Source organism: Reyranella sp. (assembly GCF_052439685.1).
Lineage (GTDB): Bacteria > Pseudomonadota > Alphaproteobacteria > Reyranellales > Reyranellaceae > Reyranella.
This window is the reverse complement of sequence record NZ_JBQVQG010000009.1, coordinates 21,317-36,946: the sequence shown is the minus strand read 5'-3', so window position 1 is coordinate 36,946 and position 15,630 is coordinate 21,317. Positions and strand designations below refer to the sequence as shown.

Sequence of the window (15,630 nt, the reverse complement as noted above, 5' to 3'; positions counted from 1 at the left end):
GGAGGAAATCAAGATGGTGCATCCGCTTCGCGACAAGGCGGCGGTGAGCGGCATTGGCGAGACCGCGTACACGCGCGGCACGACCAAGAGCGGGCTCGCGCTGCAGCTCGAGGCCAGTCTCAAGGCGCTCGACGATGCCGGGATCGATCCGCGCGACGTCGACGGCGTGATCCCGTACTTTCCGGGTGGCGCCATCGCCGAGGACTTCATCGCCAATCTCGGCCTGAAGGATCTCACGCTCTCGGCCTTCATTCCGATGGGCGGTGCCACCTGTGTCGCCGCCATCCAGATGGCGGCGATGGCGGTGACGACCGGCGTCTGCAAACACGTGCTGATCTCGGTCGGCCGCACGGGATATTCCGGCTCACGCGTGTCCACGCGCCTGCAGCAGTTCCCGGTGTTCGCACAGGCGGCCGAGTTCGAGGCACCGATCGGCATGTTCGCGCCGGCCCAGCTCTACGCCCAGGGCGCGCGCCGCCACATGGAGCTCTACGGCACGACGGCGCGGCAGTTCGCCGAAGTCGCCGTCGTCACGCGCCAGCATGCGATCCTCAACGGCAACGTCGTGATGAACAAGCCGCTGACGGTCGAGGATCATCACGCCTCGCGCATGATCTCCGACCCGTTCCGTCTGTTCGACTGCAGCCTGGAGAGCGACGGCGGCGCGGCGGTCATCATTAGCGCCACCGATCGCGCGAAGGACCTCAGGAAGCCGCTCGTCACCATCGCCGGCACGGCCGAAGGGCATCCCGATTCGCCCGCGTCGATCGCCCAGCGTCCCGACCTGCTGGAGTTCGGCCTGGTGAAATCCGCGCCGCGGGCCTTCGCCATGGCGGGCGTCGGTCCGAAGGATATCGACGTCGCCGAGATCTACGACTGCTTCACCTTCACGGTGATCCGCCAGCTCGAGATCCTGGGCTTCTGCAAGACCGGCGAGGGTGGGCCGTTCGTCATGGACGGCCGCATCGCGCTGGGCGGCGAACTTCCCATCAACACGCATGGCGGGCTGCTGAGCCAGGGCCATGTGGTCGGACTCAACCATGTGATCGAACTCACGCGCCAGCTTCGTCGCGAGGCTGGCCGCGCGCAGGTGAAGGATGCCGAGCTGGGCCTCGTCACCGGCTATGGCGACATGGGCGACGGGTCGATCGCCATCCTCAGGAGAGCGGCATGAGCCAGGCTCCTGCACTGGCCGCTCCACCGGCCCCCGAACGTCCGCTGCCGACTCCGACGCGCGAGAGCCAGCCCTACTGGGACGGCATGCGCGAGGGCCGCTTCCTGCTGCAATACTGCTCGTCCTGCGGCAAGGTCCGGCACTATCCGCGGCCGGTCTGCCCGCACTGTTTCTCGATGGAGAGCGAATTCAAGGAGGCGCCGCTGGGCGGTAGCCTGCACAGCTGGACGGTCTGCCACCATCCGTTCAACTTCTTCTTCAAGGCCTCGGCGCCCTACATCGTGGCGCTGGTCGACATGGATGCCGGCGTCCGCGTCAATGCGCAGCTGCACGGTGTTCCCGAGGCCGGGCTGAAGATCGGCCGGCGCGTGAAGCTCGGCTTCGAGCCGGTCAACAAAGAGGTGACGCTGCCCGTCTTCGTTGCCGAATAGATAAGACAGAGAAATCCCGGGAGGAAAATCATGAAGCGTTCCGTATTCGTAGCGTCGGCCCTTGCCGCGCTGCTATTGCCGTTTGCCGCCTCGGCGCAGACCGACTGGCCGACCAAGCCCGTCTCGCTGGTCGTGCCCTATCCGCCGGGCGGCGTGAACGACGCCGTGGCCCGCGTCTATGCCGAGAAGCTCTCGGCGGAACTCGGCAAGCCGTTCATCGTCGACAATCGCGCCGGCGCGGCCACCACCGTCGCGTCCAACTTCGTCGCCAAGGCCGCGCCCGACGGCTACACGATCTATGCCGCTGGCACGTCGCTGATCATCAACCCGACGCTCACGGGCCAGGTCCAGTACGACCCGAACAAGAGCTTCGAGCTCGTGTCGCTGATGTCGTTCACGCCCTTCATCCTGCATGTGAACGCCGATTTCCCCGCCAAGAACATGGCCGAGCTGATCGCCTACGTGAAAGCCAATCCCGGCAAGTTCAACATCGCGAGTTCGGGCATCGGTGCCACCAACCATCTGGCGGCCGAACTGCTGAAGGCGCAGGCCAAGCTCGACATCACGCACGTTCCCTACAAGGGCGGCGCGCAGGCCGGGCAGGACGTGGCCTCGGGGCAGGCACAGATGATGTTCTCGGCGGCGCTCGAGGCGAAGCCGATCCTGGCGACGGGCCGCACCCGGGCCATCGCCATCTCAAGCCTCAAGCGCTCGCCCGCCTTCCCCGACATCCCGACCGTGGTCGAGTCGGCGGGCCTGCCCGACTTCGAGGCGGTGTTCTGGCAGGGCATGGTGGTGCCGGCCGGCACGCCCAAGGCGATCGTCGACAAGCTGCAGAAGGCGATCGCCAAGATCGCGGCCGAGCCCGAGATGATTGAGCGCTTCAAGCCGCAGGGCGTGGAGATCCGCGCCTCGACACCGGCCGAGTTCAAGACCTTCCTCGAGAAGGAAGAGAAGCGCTGGACGACGCTGATCAAGGAACAGAACATCAAGCCGGAGTAGGCGATCTGGCCATTTGGAAAGTCCTCACCCTGAGGGGCGCCCACCGGGCGCGTGTCGAAGGGTGAGGTGGTGAGGTGGAGGCGGCCTATAGCGCCTTGCGCAATGTGAGATTGAAGCGGCGGCGTCCGGTCAACGGATGCTCGCCGCTTTTCAATGTCAGGACGCCGTGATGGAAGAGGCGTGACGGTCCGCCCCACACCACGACGTCGCCATGCTCCAGCGTGACCTTCCGGACGGGATCGGCGCGTTTGGGCCCACCGAACTGGAAGGTGGCGGGCAGGCCGAGCGACACCGACACGATGGGATGGGCATAGTCGGCTTCGTCCTTGTCCTGATGAAGCGACAGCTTCGCGCCGAGCTCGTAGCGGTTGATCAGGCAGGCGTCGGGCGCGAAGGTCGGGAACCCCGCCGCGGTCGCGGCGTCGTCGGCCAGCGCGAGGAAGGTGGGCGGCATCGCGGGCCATGGCGCACCGCTTTGCGGGTCGTCCGTCCGATAGCGGTAGCCGGTTCGATCCGTGACCCAGCCGGCCGTACCGCAGTTGGTCATCGCCACCGACATCTCGAAGCCGCCAGGCGTCACCATGCGCCGGAAGGGCGCCTGGGCCGCGATCGCCTCGATCGCCGCCAGCAGCGCGACATCACGCTTTCGTGCGAATCCGCGCAAGACCGTGGCGCCGGGCGCCAGCGCCTCCCTTCCGCCATCTGCGTCGAACAGGCTTTGCTGCATCTCATCGATATAGGGCATCTTCCGCCGGAAGCATCAGGAGTAGCGTGATGAACAACTGGATCACTGCCGCCGCTGTGATCGTCGCCGGGATGGCGACCGCGGGCGGCCCCGCCGCCGCGCAATCGGGAGAGGCCTCGAAGGGCCAGCGCGTCTTCAATACCCAATGCAAGTCCTGCCACACTCTGGAGAAGGACGGCACGCAGGTGACGGGTCCCAACCTGCACGGCTTGTTCGGGCGCAAGGCCGGCACCGGCGCGGGCTACGCCTATTCCGATGCGATGAAGAATTCGGGCATCGTCTGGGACGAGGCGACACTCGCCGAATACAATCGTGATCCCAAGGGCAAGGTGCCCGGCACCAAGATGCTCTACAATGGCGTGAAGAACGCCGGCCAGCTCGCCGACCTCGTCGCCTATCTCAAGGAAGCGACGAAGTAGTCTCCCTCACACCGTAAAGCTGTCGCGCGCCCGCACATAGGCGAACGAGCCCAGCACGATCCCGGCGGCGAGCACGCCGAACACCCAACGATAGGCCGTGTCGCCGGCGCCGAAGGCTTCGACGATGTAGCCGGCGCCGGCCGGCAGCACGGCGAGCCCCAGGCATTGCGCCATGTTCACGGTGGTGACGCCGCGGCCGGCCAGCCGGTCGGGAAACAGCGTGCGACCCTGGGCCACGATCACGGTGCCGTAGGCGCAGAAGAAGCAGAAGGCGATCAGCAGCGAGACGGCGAGCCAGAGCGGCGGGCTGGGGAGCGCCGCCAGGATCGCCAGCAGCACCGTGGAGATCGCTGCGCCGCCGAACACCACCCGTTTGCGCGAACGCAGCACGCGATCCATCGGTCCATAGGCCAGGATGCCCAGGATCTGCGCCACGCCCATGGCCAGCAGCACGTTGCCGCGGGCGACGCCGTCGAGTTTGTACACGTCGTAGAGATAGGGACCGCCCCACACGCCCAATACCGTCAGCATCGTCGCGTAGGCGAAGAAATGCATCGAGAGCACGGGCCCGAGGCCGGGGGTGCGCCAGACTTCCCAAAGACCGCGCAGGATCTGGCGCGGCGATTCACGCCCGGGCTCGGGTCCGCGATATTCTGGCGGCCGGTCGCGCACGAAGACCAGGAAGCCCACGGCGACCATCAGTGTGACGACGGCGAGGCCCACGAAGCCGCTGCGCCAGCCGACCGTGGCCGCGATCCAGGCGAGCGGCGTGGCGGCCGCGAGCGTGCCGATGTTCGAGGCCGCGAACACCCAGGAGAGCCGCGTCGCGAGCTTGGCCGGCTCGAACCAGCGCGAGCACAGGAACACCACGGACATGAAGGAGGCGGCGCAGCCCACGCCGACGATGGTGCGCCCGGCGATCAGGTCCGCCGCATCGCTGGCATTGGCGATCCACAGCGAGCCCAGCATCGCGAGCAGGGACAGCGCGGCGACCGTCCGGCGCGCCCCGAACCGGTCGAACCACATGCCGACGGGGATCTGCACCGCGAACAGGGCGAAGAAGAAGGCACTGCCCGCCCAGCCGAGCTGGCGCGCGCTAAGATCGAGATCGCGCACGAGCTCCGGCGCGATCACGCTGTTCGACACGCGATAGAACTGGCTGAGGCAGGTGACGGCGATCAGCAGGATGAGGAGGAGCGGTCTCGACGCCATGGCCCGGCTTGCTACCACGGATGCGGCGCACATTCCTTCGGTCTGTGCCGAAGGATGGTGGTGCAATCGCGATCCAATAGACCCGTCGTCTCGACCGGAGCAGCCCCTTCGGAAGCCCTCGGGGCAGGCTCCGGCGCGAAGTGGGGAGACGACGGGTATTATCTACTCGAGACTCTTGCCGTCGATCTGCTTGTCGAAGGCGAGGTCGTCGTTGAGGCACCACTGCTCGGCGACGCGACCGTTCTCGATGCGGAAGATCGAGATCTCGTCGACATTGATCGCGCGGCCGGTCGGCGTGCGTTTGCCGAAGGGGCCGAGATGGGTTCCCGTCGAGTGATAGCGCACGGCGACCCGGTCGCCATCGATGATCATGTCGTCGATGTGTTCGCACCAGTCGGGAAAGCCGGCACGGATGCGTTCGATGGCTCGGCGGATGCCCTCGTGCCCGTCGCGACTTTCGCCTTTACCCCAGCCCTTGGGCATGTGCGCCACGAAGTCGGCGGCATAGATTTCCGGGATTGCGTCGAGTTCGCCGGTACCCCAGATCTCGTGCAGGCGCTCGATCAGCGCGCGGACTTGTTCGCGGGTTGTCATCGGTGCGCTGCCATCAGAAGGAACGACGGTCTCTCGTCCGCCCCGGCCCAGTCGGGGTGGGCGGCGACATCAGTGGCGCTCGCGGACCACTCTTCCAACCTCGCCAAGGTGAAGCCGCTCTCGATCAGCAGATTGACGTAGCTGGCGAGGGTGCGGTGCTGCTTGATCACGCCCTTGGCCAGCCAGTCGGTCGAACGGGCACCTTCTTCGCTGTAGCGGTTCACCGGCCAGGTGAGGCGGCCGTCGTGATCGTGCGTCCAACCGGGCTTGGCAGGTGCGGTGTACATCGGATGCTCGACCGAGAAGACGAAGCGGCCGCCGGGCGCGAGGCCGCAGTGCACGCGCTCGAACAGGCCGCGCAGGTTCTCGATGTAGTGCAGCGCCAGCGAGCTGTAGACGAGATCGAATGCACCCTCGGCGAGGTCGAGCCGTTCGAGATCGGCGCGGGCATAGATGATCGCCGAATCGGAGGTCGTCTCGCGCGCCCGCGCCAGCATATTCTCCGACACGTCGAGGCCCTGAACGGAGGCCGCTCCGGCCTCCCGCGCCCAGCGGCAGAACCAGCCGAAGCCGCAGCCCAGGTCGACGACGCGACGACCCTGCAGGTCGGTAAGCATCGACTGCAGGGTCGGCCATTCCGGCGCGGCCGCCAGTCCGTCCACGGAACGCGGAAGGCGGCTGTAGCCCGCGAAGAACTCGGCGGTGTCGTAGATATTCTGCGTCATCGTCCTATTTGACGGAAGCGGCCGCCCTGGCCTGGCGGCAGGCGAGTGCCAGCGCGGCGCCGAGATCGCCGAGCAACTTGCCCGTCATCTCGTCGGTGAGTTTGCCGTCGGCGAACTTGTTCTGCGCCTGGGCGATCATGACCTCGGGCTTGTTGACCGGGCGCCCGTCGAGGAACACCAGCGTCTGGCGAAGCTGATACTGCGCACGCGCCGTCCCGAGGACGCCCATCGAGGCGCCGAACAGGGCGACCGGCTTTGCGGCGAAGGGCTGCGGGGTCATGCGCGAGAGCCAGTCGATGGCGTTCTTCAGCACGCCCGAGATGCCGTAATTATATTCAGGACTGACGAGGACGATGCCATCGGCCTCGAGCATGGCCTTCTGTGCGGCCTGCACCTTGTCGGGAAAGCCCTTGGCCTGGAGGTCGGCATCGTAGAGCGGCCAGTCGCCGATCTCGATCGTCTCGCACGTGGCGCCGGCCGGCAGCCGCTCGACGAAGGCCTGCAGCGACAGGCGGTTGAACGACGCCTTGCGCAGGCTGCCGCAGAAAGCGACGAGTTTCAGGCTCTCGGACATGCGAAGGGTTCCTTTGTCAGCGTGGGCGCAGGCGGCTACATAGGTGGCGCTTGGAAAGTTGGCAAACCTGGGAGCAAAGCGAAAGATGATGCGATCCGTATTCGTGGCCGCCGGCGTCGCGGCCGCCGCATTGACCCTTTCGCAGCCGGCCTCCGCGCAGGACCAGCCGCCCGACAAGTGGGTCATGTTCTGCTCCTCGGAGGGCGGCCGGGATTGCGGCGTGCAGGCGACGATCGACGGCAACAGCCTGCTCGGACAGTTCCTCGTCGTGCGCTACTCGGCGGCTTACAACAAGATCTCGGTGGTCGGCGACGGCCAGGGCGTGCAGGCCAGCATACAGGTCGATTCCAACCCCTTCATCTCGACCAGCATCTGTGGACAGGGGATCTGCCAGTACGACACGGCCAAGTCGGCCGAGTTGCTGCCGCAGCTCCGCTCCGGTTCGCAGATCCAGGTCCAGCTCCAGCTGCAGGGCACGATGGCCGGGCCCTTCATTCAGTCGCTCAGGGGCTTCGACCGCGAGCTGCAGAGGGCGATCCAGGCGCAGAAGGGCGGCTAAGCGCGCGCCGGCTATTCCAGCCGGCGCGAGAACAGCCAGGTCGCGAAGCCCAGCGTGACGCATCCGATCAGCGCCATCGGCCAGAGCTGAGGCCAGGCGAGAGCCCACGGGAGATCCTGCAGGAAGATCCCGCGGCTCAGGGTCACCATGTAGCGGATGGGATTGAGGTGGGTGAGGGCCTGCGCCCAGTCGGGCATGTTGGCGATCGGGGTCGTGAAGCCGGACAGCACCGCGGCCGGCGACAGGAAGAGAAAGACCCCCAGGATCGCCTGCTGCTGTGTCTTTGCGATCGATGAGATGACCAGGCCGATGCCCACCGCCGACAGCACGAAGACCGCGATGGCGACGTTGAACAGGACAGCACTGCCGACGAACGGCACGCCATAGGCAAAGCAGGCCAGCGCGGCGATGACGTTTGCCTCGACGAAACCGATGCAGAGCGCCGGGACGGTCTTTCCCACCAGGATCTCCATCGGACGCAATGGTGTGACGAGAAGCTGCTCGAACGTGCCGAGCTCGCGTTCGCGGGCGACCGAGAGGGCGGTGATCAGCAGGATCGCCACGATGGTGAGCAGAACCGTCAGGCCGGGCAGGATGAACCAGCGGCTGTCGAAATTGGGATTGAACCAGGCCCGCGACTGGATGTTCAGCTCGGCGATGGCCTGGCCTGCCCGCGCGAGATTGTAGCTTTCGACGATGCCCAGCGCGTAGCTCTGCAGGATGAGGGCGGCGTTCGATTTGCGGCCGTCGAGCAGCAGCTGGACTCGAGCCGGCCGGCCGGCCGCGGCGTCCGCCGAGAAGGTCTGGCCGACATGCAGTACCGCCTTCACTTTTTGCGAGTCGAGCGCGTCCTGGACGGCCTGCGGATTGTCGAAGCGCGCGACGACGTGGAAGGCCGGTGAGGCCTCGAAGCGGCTGACCAGTTCCTGCGCCGGATTCGCACGGTCCTCGATCCAGAGGCCGAGTGCGGCATCCGTGACCTCGAACGTTGCGGCGCTGGCGAACAGGACGAGCTGAACCAGCGGCGGGACCACGAGAACCATGCGGCTCTTGCGGTCCTTCCACAGCATCTTGAATTCCTTGAGGATCAGCGCGGCGATACGCCCCCACATGACGGCTACTCCAGGCTGCGGTGGGTGCGGGCGATGGCCAGCGCGAGAAACAGGACGGCGAAGCCCATCAGCATCGCGAGGTTGGGCAGCAGGACGGGCCACACCGTGCCGGCGAGGAACAGGGTCTGCAGGCTCGACACGAAGTAGCGGGCCGGAAAGACCGTCGTTACGGCCTGTACCCAGCGCGGCATGCTCTCGATGTCGAACATGAGGCCCGACAGGATCAGCGCCGGCATGAAGGTCACGAGGAAGGCGAGCTGGGCGGCGACGAACTGGCTGCGAGCGACGGTGGAGATCAGCAGGCCCATCGCGAGAGAGACGATGAGGAACACCGAAGAAATCGCAATAAGCACTTCGGCGGATCCCCGGAACGGCACTTCGAACACGACCAGCCCGATGAACACGGAGACGGCGAGGCCGCCCAACCCGAGCACGAAATAGGCGACCAGCTTGCCGAGCAGGATTTCGGTCATGCTGGCCGGCGAGGCGAGCATGGCCTCCATGGTGCCGCGCTCCCATTCGCGCGCGACCACCAGTGCGGTCAGCAGGGCGCCGATCATGGTCATGACCATCGCGATCAGGCCCGGCACGATGAAGTTGGTGCTGCGAATCTCGGGATTGAACCAGTAGCGGTTCTCGACCGTGACGGGGGACACAGCCGGCTGGGCGCGGTCCCGCCGGTGACCCAGCAGCCACGTCGCCACGACACCCTGGGCATAGCCGGTGACGATGCGGGCGTTGTTGGCGTCGACTCCGTTGACCACGATGGCGATGTCGGCCGCGCGGATGGGATCGGCCACGCGCCGGGAGAAATCGCTGCGCAGCACCACGAAGCCCTCGATGTCGCCACGCATCAGCGCGGCTTCGGCGGCCTTCGATGTGAGGAAAGAGAAGGGCCTGAAGTAGGGCGTGTTGGCGAAGGCCTGGAACAGGCCCGCCGTTTCGACGCTGCGGTTCTCGTCGACGATCCCGAAGCGCACGTTGCGGGCATCGAGCGAGATGCCGAAGCCGATCAGCAGGAGCAGGACGACCGGCATCACGAGAGCGATCGCGATCGACGAGGGATCGCGCACGATCTGCACGAACTCCTTGTGCAGCAACCCGCCGAAGCGTCGGAAGAAGGTGCGGGCCGAGGTCATGCGGCGGCCGCGTCCTGACCGCCTGCGTCATGTTCGCGGATCAGCCCCACGAATGCGTCTTCGAGCGTCGGCTCGGGCAGCTCCGCCGTGACGAAGCGCTGCTTCATCGCGTCCGGGCTGCCTGAGGCGATCATCCGTCCCGCATAGACGATGCCCAGCCGGTCGCAATACTCGGCCTCCTCCATGAAGTGCGAGGTCACCAGCACCGTGACGCCGCCCTCGGCGAGCCCGCCGATGCGAGACCAGAATTCACGCCGCATCAGCGGATCGACGCCCGATGTCGGCTCGTCGAGGAACAGGACCTGCGGTTCGTGCAGCAGCGCGCATCCCAGTGCCAGGCGCTGCTTGAAGCCGAGCGGCAGGCTGCCGGCCTCCAGGTTCACGACGGATTCAAGGTCGAAGCTCTCGATCGTCCAGGCGATACGGCTCGAGCGGCGACGGCCGGCCAGGCCGTAGACGCCGCTGAAGAAGTCGAGATTGTCGCGCACCGACAGATTGCCGTAGAGCGAGAATTTCTGGGACATGTAGCCGATGCGTTCGCGTGCGGTGGCGCGGGCACGGCCGAGATCGACCCCGGCGACATGCGCCGAACCCGCGCTCGGCGCCAGCAGACCGCAGAGCATGCGGAAGGTCGTGGACTTGCCCGCACCGTTGGGACCGAGCAGCCCGAAGATCTCGCCGGGCTTGACCGAGAAGCTCACTTTGTCGACGGCTCGGAATCTTCCGAAGTCGCGCGTGAGGTCACGGGCCTCGATCGCGATGCCGTCGGCGGAACGCGTGAGGGCCTCCTGAACCGGCGGCGCCGCGATGGGCGGCCGGTCGGCCTGGAGCAGGCTGACGAACGCATCCTCGAAGCGCGGCCGCGTCGGACGTGTCGTTGCATTGTTGCCCATCACATCCGTCAGGTCGGGGAGGGCGGATTGCGCCTTCAGCACGAGCCGTAGGCTGCGGCCCTGGATCGTGGCGTCCGCAATGGGCGGCAAGGCGGCCACGCCACGCTGGATGCGATGGCGCTGTCCCTCGGGCAGCTCAGCCAGAAAGGTTCTTCCTTCCAGTTGCCGCGTGAAGTCCGACGGACTGCCGGAGGCGAGGAGGCGGCCGCGATCGAGCAGGAGAAAGCTGTCGCACCGTTCGGCCTCGTCGAGATAGGCGGTGCTCCAGACGATCGCGACGCCGGTCCCCGCCATCGTCCGCACGATACGCCAGAGTTCCCGCCGGGAGGCGGGATCGACGCCAGCGCTCGGTTCGTCGAGCAGCATCAGCTTCGGCCGCGGCAGCAGGGCACAGGCGAGCCCGAGCTTCTGTTTCATGCCGCCGGAGAGCTGCCCTGCCAGCCGACCGGTGAAGGGCGCGAGGCCGGTGAATTGCAGCAGGGTCTCGAAACGCTCGCGCCGCGTCGCCCTGTCCAGATCGTGCAGGTCGGCCTGGAGATCGAGATTCTCCTGGACCGTCAGATCCTCGTAGAGGCCGAAGCGCTGCGGCATGTACCCGATCTCGCCACGCACCGCGTCGCGATTCTCCGCCGCATGGCCCAGCACCTCCAGCGTTCCCGAGTCTGGCGTGAGCAGGCCGGCGATCAAGCGCAGCAGCGTCGTCTTTCCCGCACCATCCGGACCGACCAGACCGGTGATCTGGCCGGCCGCGAGGGTGGCCGTTACGCCCGACAGGGCGGCCATGGTCCCGAAATTCTTGCCGAGGCCGGTGAGAGTGACGGTCGCAGGCATGGCCGGCCTAGCGGGCGCCGAGCGGGACGCGGACCGTGACCGGCATGCCCTGGCGCAGGCCATCGTCGGGAGTCTTGATGAACACGCGCAGGCGATAGACGAGCTGGGTGCGCAGCTCGGTCGTTTCCACGGTCTTCGGCGTGAACTCGGCCGTGGGCGAGATGAAGCCGATCCAGCCCTCGTAGGGGCGGGTCGGATCCGTGTCGGTGACGACCGTTACCGCCATCCCCGGCCGGATACGGCCGAGATCGGGCTCGGAGACGTAGGTGCGGACCCAGACCTTGTCGGTGAGGGACACGGTGAAGATCGGATTGGCGGGACTGACCATCGCGCCAGGCTCGACGATGCGGCTGAGTACGATCCCCTCGGCCGGCGATTTCAGCACCGTGTCGGCAAGCCGCCGCTCCGCCAGCGAAAGAAGCGACTCTTCCGACCGCAGCAGGGCCTTTGCCTGCTCGATGTCCTCTCGGCGGGGGCCGAGCTCGGTCAGTCGCGAAACCTGCTGGGAGTTGTCGAGACGGGCCCGTGCGGAATCGTAGGCGTTCTTCGCCTCGTCGTAGAGCTGGCGCGAGACGTTGCCGCCGGCCAGCAGTTCCGTCCGTCGCTTGAGGAGGAGTTCGGCGTCGATGACGGCGGCCTTGTTCGCATCGACCTGGGCGCGGTCCCGGGCGATCTCCTCGGGACGGCTGCCGGTTTCGAGCCGTTCGACCGCCGCGCGTTGTGCCTCGACCCTGGCGCGGGCCAGGGAAGCGGCGTCGCGATAGGTGTCGGCTTCCATCGCCGCCACCGTCTCGCCTTCCTTCACCGCGTCGCCTTCCTCCTTGCGCAGCTGCTGGAGACGGCCGGTGGCGTTGAAGGCGAGGTCGACCTGGCGGATGTCGACATTGCCGTACAGGGTGAGGAAGGCCGGCTGGGCCCGCGGCCAGTAGCGGTAGGCGGCGCCACCGCCGGCGGCCAGCGCCACGACGAGCAGCGCGACCAGGGTCGGCCAGCGGCGGCGAGACTTGGGCATTCCGTACTCCACGCTTCGATTGCTGCGTGGAGACCTAGAACCATTCGGCGTTCCGCCCCTTGATGTCGGTCAAGCCTGCCGGCGATAGAGGAAGCAGTTGTCGGCCTTGGGCATCTTGATGCCTTCGTAGAAGGTCATGGCTGTCGGTGCCGAAAGCAGCAGGGTGGTCGTCCGCGGCCCGCCGGCTGCAACGCGCGTCTCCTCGATCAGGCGGCGGCCGATCCCCTGGCCCTGGCAGGCCTTGTCGACCGCAAGGTCGGAGAGATAGCAGCAGAAGCAGAAGTCGGTGAGCGAGCGGGCGAAGCCCACCAGCTTACCATCCTGGCGTGCAGTCAGGATCAGGTTGGCCTGCTTCAGCATCTGCTCGATGCGCGCACGATCGGTGATGGGGCGGTTGAGGCCCGACTTGGCGACCACGTCGATATATTCGTCGGCACCGAGATCGTCCTCGCGGGCGTAGATCGTGTTCATTGCGTCAGCCATCTCCTCAGGGCGGCCGAGACCTCGGCCGGTTTCTCCAGGGGGGTCATGTGTCCGGAATCGTCGATGACCTCGAGGCGGGCGTTGGCGATGTCGCTGGCCATCTGCTGGGCCCGCTCGGGCGGCGTCACCCGGTCATGGCGGCCCACGATCACGAGGGTCGGCATCTCGATCTCGACCAGGAGCGGACGGCTGTCGGCGCGACCGAGGATCGCCTGCTGCTGGCGCACGAAGCCGTCGCCGCCGATCTCGCAGGCCATGTCGAAGAGAGGCTGCGTGATGCTCTCGTCGTCAACCCGCGAGGGATGGACGAGTTGCGGCAGCAGGGTCGGATGGATGCCATGGAACCGGCCGATCCGCGTCTGCTCGATGAACCCCCGCCGCCGCGCGGCTGTCTCCGGCGAATCGGGGGCCGCTTGCGTGTCGATCAAGGCGATACGCTCGACCCGCTCCGGGGCGCGGCGGAAGATTTCGAAGGCGACGTAGCCGCCCATCGAGAAGCCGCACAGGGCGAAGGTCGCAGGCGCCCTGGCGAGAACGGCGTCGGCCATGGCCGCCATCGTGTCGTGGTGCCAGAGCTCGGGAATGGTGAAATCGGCAATGTCCGCCAGAGCCTCGACCTGCGGGTCGAAGACGCGGCGCGTGTTGAGCAGGCCCGGCAGCAGCACGAGCGGAGAACGCGACATGGCGAACGGCCTCAGATCTGGATCTGGTTGCCGAGTTCGATAGCGCGGTTGGGCGGGATACGGAAGAAGGTCTTGGTGGCCGAGGCCGAATGGGAGAGCGAGATGAACCAGTCGCGGCGCCAGCGGCCGAGCCGGGAATGCTGCGACGGCACCAGGGTCTCGCGGCCGAGGAAGAACGAGGTCTCCATCTCGTCGTAGGCGATGCCGTGCGGACGGCAGGCGCGCAATGCCTCGGGAATGTCGGGCTGTTCGGTGAAGCCGTAGTGGGCGACCACCGTATGGAAACCCTTGCCCAGCCGCTCGACTTCGACCCTGCTGGCATCGGAAACGACCGGCACGTCCATCGTGTCGACCTGCAGGATGATGATGCGCTCGTGCAGCACCTTGTTGTGTTTGAGATTGTGCAGGAATGCGGCGGGGGTATGGGTGGCGTCCGCCGTCAGGAAGACGGCGGTGCCCGCGACGCGGTCCGGCGCGCGCTCCATGCGCTCGAGGAACTGCTTGAGCGGCAGCGAACCCTCACTCAGTTCCGACGCCACGATCTTGCGGCCGCGCCGCCAGGTGGTGATCGTGAAATAGATCAGGAAGGCCACGATCAACGGCAGCCAGCCGCCGTCGGGGATCTTGAGCGCGTTGGCGATGAAGAAGGCGAGGTCGGGGATGGCGAGGAAGCCGAACACCGCGGCCGCCAACGGCCAGGCCCAGCGCCAGACCAGGATGGCGACGGCCATGGCGAGTGCCGCATCGACCAGCATCGCGCCGGTCACGGCGAGACCGTAGGCGCCGGCCAGTGCGCCGGACGATCCGAAGCCCACCACGAGGGCGATGATGCAGGACATCAGCAGCCAGTTGACCCGCGGGATGTAGATCTGCCCGATCGCCGTCTCGGACGTGTGATGGATCTCCATGCGCGGCAGGTAGCCGAGCTGGATGGCCTGCCGGGTCAGCGAGAACACGCCGGTGATCACCGCCTGCGAGGCAATCACGGTCGCCAGCGCGGAGAGGATGACCAGGAAGATGATATAGTCGGCCGGCACCAGCTCGAAGAAGACCTGATGGATTATGGCCGGGTTCTCGATGATGAGCGCTCCCTGGCCGAAATAGTTCAGCAGGAGGCCCGGCATGACGATGCCGAACCAGCCGATCCGGATTGGCTGGCGGCCGAAATGGCCCATGTCGGCATAGAGCGCCTCCGCACCGGTGACGGCCAGCACGATCGAACCGAAGGCCCAGAAGATGCCGAATCCCTGATCCGTGATCAGATAGTAGGCATAGATCGGATTGATCGCTTCCAGCACCACCGGATTCTTCGCGATCTGCCACGCCCCGAGCACGCCCAGGACCAGGAACCAGACGAACATGACCGGCCCGAACAGGCGGCCGACATCGGCGGTGCCACGGGCCTGCAGCAGGAACAGGCCGACGAGGATGACGAGGGAGAGGGGAATGACGAACGGCGTGAAGGCCGGCGTCACGGCGGAGAGACCCTCGACGGCGCTCATCACCGAGATCGCCGGCGTGATCATCGCATCGCCGTAGAAAAGGGCGAGGCCGATCACGGCCAGGATGATGATGCCGATTCGGACCCTCGGGGCCCTCCCGTTCAGCCCCCGGGACGCCAGGGTGGCCAGTGCCAGCACGCCGCCTTCGCCCTTGTTGTCGGCCCGCATGATGAGCGCGACATACTTGATGGTGACGGTAAGCGTCACCGCCCAGAACAGCATCGAGAGGACACCGAACACATGATCGGGCGTCGGCGCCATGCCGGTGCCGTGCAGGAAGGTTTCGCGCAGCGCGTAGAGCGGACTGGTGCCGATGTCGCCGAAGACGACGCCCAGGGCGCCGACGACGAGCGCCGCCCCCGCCGGGTGGTGCGGGGAGCTCGGTGCCGGCGCGGTCTCGGCGCTGGTCTGGGTTTGGGACGGTTCGGCTGGGGCCATGATGTACGAACGCCGCCTGTGGGAGGCGGCGCGGCGAGGGTTTGCGCCGACGCACCGGCAGTGTCAACGCGCCAAATCGGAGAACCGGCGACTAATCCGCTT

The 15,630-nt window shown here is 66.7% G+C and carries 17 protein-coding genes; 5 read left to right on the top strand and 12 right to left on the bottom strand.

Annotation, left to right across the window (positions count from 1 at the left end; translation table 11 throughout):
* Positions 1 to 13 precede the first annotated feature (13 nt).
* Genes ACT6UX_RS13830 through ACT6UX_RS13820 form a run of 3 tightly spaced genes read left to right on the top strand, consistent with a single transcriptional unit; the run spans position 14 to position 2,607 of the window.
* Positions 14 to 1,174, top strand: coding sequence for a thiolase family protein (locus tag ACT6UX_RS13830; protein ID WP_444775737.1), 1,161 nt, complete (start codon positions 14 to 16; stop codon positions 1,172 to 1,174).
* Entirely contained in the window at positions 1,171 to 1,605 is a 435-nt protein-coding gene (locus tag ACT6UX_RS13825; RefSeq protein WP_444775736.1) for a Zn-ribbon domain-containing OB-fold protein, read from the top strand. The genes ACT6UX_RS13830 and ACT6UX_RS13825 overlap by 4 nt, the downstream gene beginning before the upstream one ends.
* Positions 1,606 to 1,635: 30 nt before the next feature.
* Entirely contained in the window at positions 1,636 to 2,607 is a 972-nt protein-coding gene (locus ACT6UX_RS13820) for a Bug family tripartite tricarboxylate transporter substrate binding protein (protein WP_444775735.1), read from the top strand.
* An 85-nt stretch (positions 2,608 to 2,692) separates the two neighbouring features.
* Here the strand turns inward: ACT6UX_RS13820 and alkB are convergent, their stop codons facing one another.
* Positions 2,693 to 3,334 (bottom strand): DNA oxidative demethylase AlkB, encoded by a 642-nt coding sequence (gene alkB, locus ACT6UX_RS13815; RefSeq protein WP_444775893.1) that lies wholly within the window; start codon positions 3,332 to 3,334, stop codon positions 2,693 to 2,695.
* Between the two features lie 47 nt (positions 3,335 to 3,381).
* On the opposite strand from alkB, the gene ACT6UX_RS13810 reads away from it, so the two are divergent.
* Positions 3,382 to 3,771, top strand: a complete 390-nt coding sequence (locus ACT6UX_RS13810; RefSeq protein ID WP_444775734.1) for a c-type cytochrome — start codon at positions 3,382 to 3,384, stop codon at positions 3,769 to 3,771.
* A 6-nt stretch (positions 3,772 to 3,777) separates the two neighbouring features.
* Here ACT6UX_RS13810 and ACT6UX_RS13805 read toward each other — a convergent pair whose 3' ends face one another.
* From ACT6UX_RS13805 to ACT6UX_RS13790, 4 genes are all read right to left on the bottom strand, one after another.
* Positions 3,778 to 4,983, bottom strand: a complete 1,206-nt coding sequence (locus ACT6UX_RS13805) for an MFS transporter (protein WP_444775733.1) — start codon at positions 4,981 to 4,983, stop codon at positions 3,778 to 3,780.
* 162 nt (positions 4,984 to 5,145) lie between these two features.
* The gene (locus ACT6UX_RS13800) at positions 5,146 to 5,577 is read right to left on the bottom strand and encodes an ester cyclase (protein ID WP_444775732.1); all 432 of its coding nucleotides are present in this window, start codon (positions 5,575 to 5,577) and stop codon (positions 5,146 to 5,148) included.
* Positions 5,574 to 6,302: a class I SAM-dependent methyltransferase gene (locus ACT6UX_RS13795; RefSeq protein ID WP_444775731.1), complete on the bottom strand. Its 729-nt coding sequence runs from the start codon at positions 6,300 to 6,302 to the stop codon at positions 5,574 to 5,576. Before ACT6UX_RS13795 ends, ACT6UX_RS13800 begins: the two co-directional genes overlap by 4 nt.
* 4 nt (positions 6,303 to 6,306) lie before the next feature.
* Complete coding sequence (locus ACT6UX_RS13790; protein ID WP_444775730.1) at positions 6,307 to 6,876, bottom strand: NADPH-dependent FMN reductase; 570 nt, start codon at positions 6,874 to 6,876, stop codon at positions 6,307 to 6,309.
* Positions 6,877 to 6,961: 85 nt separating this feature from the next.
* Here ACT6UX_RS13790 and ACT6UX_RS13785 point away from each other — a divergent pair, with 85 nt between their 5' ends.
* Positions 6,962 to 7,435 carry a hypothetical protein gene (locus ACT6UX_RS13785; RefSeq protein ID WP_444775729.1) on the top strand — a complete coding sequence of 158 codons (474 nt, stop codon included), beginning with the start codon at positions 6,962 to 6,964 and terminating at the stop codon, positions 7,433 to 7,435.
* Positions 7,436 to 7,446: 11 nt separating this feature from the next.
* Here ACT6UX_RS13785 and ACT6UX_RS13780 read toward each other — a convergent pair whose 3' ends face one another.
* The 7 genes from ACT6UX_RS13780 to ACT6UX_RS13750 form a co-directional block, all read right to left on the bottom strand.
* Positions 7,447 to 8,547, bottom strand: coding sequence for an ABC transporter permease (locus ACT6UX_RS13780; RefSeq protein WP_444775728.1), 1,101 nt, complete (start codon positions 8,545 to 8,547; stop codon positions 7,447 to 7,449).
* A gap of 5 nt (positions 8,548 to 8,552) precedes the next feature.
* A complete protein-coding gene (locus ACT6UX_RS13775; protein ID WP_444775727.1) occupies positions 8,553 to 9,686 on the bottom strand; it encodes an ABC transporter permease in 1,134 nt (377 codons plus the stop codon).
* Positions 9,683 to 11,410, bottom strand: a complete 1,728-nt coding sequence (locus tag ACT6UX_RS13770) for an ATP-binding cassette domain-containing protein (protein WP_444775726.1) — start codon at positions 11,408 to 11,410, stop codon at positions 9,683 to 9,685. The genes ACT6UX_RS13775 and ACT6UX_RS13770 overlap by 4 nt, the downstream gene beginning before the upstream one ends.
* Before the next feature lie 7 nt (positions 11,411 to 11,417).
* On the bottom strand, positions 11,418 to 12,422 hold the full coding sequence (locus ACT6UX_RS13765; RefSeq protein WP_444775725.1) for an efflux RND transporter periplasmic adaptor subunit: 1,005 nt from the start codon (positions 12,420 to 12,422) through the stop codon (positions 11,418 to 11,420).
* Positions 12,423 to 12,491: 69 nt separating this feature from the next.
* The gene (locus ACT6UX_RS13760) at positions 12,492 to 12,893 is read right to left on the bottom strand and encodes a GNAT family N-acetyltransferase (protein WP_444775724.1); all 402 of its coding nucleotides are present in this window, start codon (positions 12,891 to 12,893) and stop codon (positions 12,492 to 12,494) included.
* A complete protein-coding gene (locus ACT6UX_RS13755) occupies positions 12,890 to 13,588 on the bottom strand; it encodes an alpha/beta fold hydrolase (protein WP_444775723.1) in 699 nt (232 codons plus the stop codon). The genes ACT6UX_RS13760 and ACT6UX_RS13755 overlap by 4 nt, the downstream gene beginning before the upstream one ends.
* 11 nt (positions 13,589 to 13,599) lie before the next feature.
* Positions 13,600 to 15,528 (bottom strand): potassium transporter Kup, encoded by a 1,929-nt coding sequence (locus ACT6UX_RS13750; protein WP_444775722.1) that lies wholly within the window; start codon positions 15,526 to 15,528, stop codon positions 13,600 to 13,602.
* Positions 15,529 to 15,630: the final 102 nt, after the last annotated feature.